General features: G+C 41.2%; 2 protein-coding genes. Both read left to right on the top strand.

Features of this window, described 5'->3' with window-relative positions; all coding sequences use genetic code 11:
• Positions 1-359 (top strand): 50S ribosomal protein L15 (rplO, locus tag ACS8FD_RS16655; protein WP_439276657.1); only part of this gene is annotated, 359 nt, incomplete at its 5' end.
• Positions 360-378: 19 nt separating this feature from the next.
• Positions 379-1044 (top strand): preprotein translocase subunit SecY (locus ACS8FD_RS16650; protein WP_439276658.1); only part of this gene is annotated, 666 nt, incomplete at its 3' end.

Here is a 1044-nt window from a genome sequence, read left to right as displayed (position 1 = left end):
GTCTTGGTAAGACTGGTGGCCGTGGTGTAAAAGGACAAAAATCACGCTCAGGTTCTAGCATTCGCTCAGGATTTGAAGGTGGTCAGATGCCTTTGTATCGCCGTCTACCAAAATTTGGTTTTACTAGTAAAATGGCAATGACGACTGCTGAAGTCCGTTTGTCTGAGCTGAATAAAATCGAAGGTGATGTAGTTAGCTTAGAAACTCTTAAGGCTGCTAACCTTATTCGTCGCGATATGAAGCGTGCTCGTATCATGCTATCAGGCGAAGTTACTAAAGCTTATACCTTTAAAGGTATCAAAGTAACTAAAGGCGCTAAGCAAGCAATCGAAGCTGCTGGTGGTAGCATCGAGGAGTAGTAACGTGTCAAAACAATCAATGTCATCGTCTGGTATACCGCTTAATCCATTTGCTTTCATACGTAAATATGATGAGCTTTGGACACGCTTATTATTCTTAATCGGCGCATTGATTGTTTATCGTTTAGGGTCGCATATTCCAGTACCAGGTATTAATCCGGTCAATTTAGCTGATCTATTCTCGCGTAACGAAAACACCATATTAAGCATGTTTAATATGTTCTCGGGTGGTGCGCTTGAACGTATGTCTATTATGGCACTTGGTATTATGCCATACATCTCGGCGTCAATTATTGTACAGATGATGTCTGCGGTAGTGCCATCGCTTGAAGCGCTTAAGAAAGAAGGTGAAGCAGGACGACGTAAGCTAAATAAGTATACCCGCCAAGGAACACTTGCTTTAGCTTTAGTACAGTCGTTGGGAATGTGTGCTGGCTTAATCAGTCAAAATTTAACATTATCTACTGGTCTTACCTTTTATATTCCTGCAGTTACTTCGTTGGTAGCAGGCGCTATGTTTTTAATGTGGCTTGGTGAGCAGATTACAGAACGTGGTGTAGGTAACGGTATCTCAATGTTGATTTTTGCGAGTATTGTTGCTGGAACTCCTGGAATGATTTCGCAGTCTATTGAACAGGTCAATCAAGGTCAAATGAACTTGATTGTACTTTTTATCTTTGTAGTA

It is taken from the genome of Psychrobacter sp. 1U2 (assembly GCF_051847575.1).
This window is presented reverse-complemented; position numbering and strand designations above follow the sequence as displayed.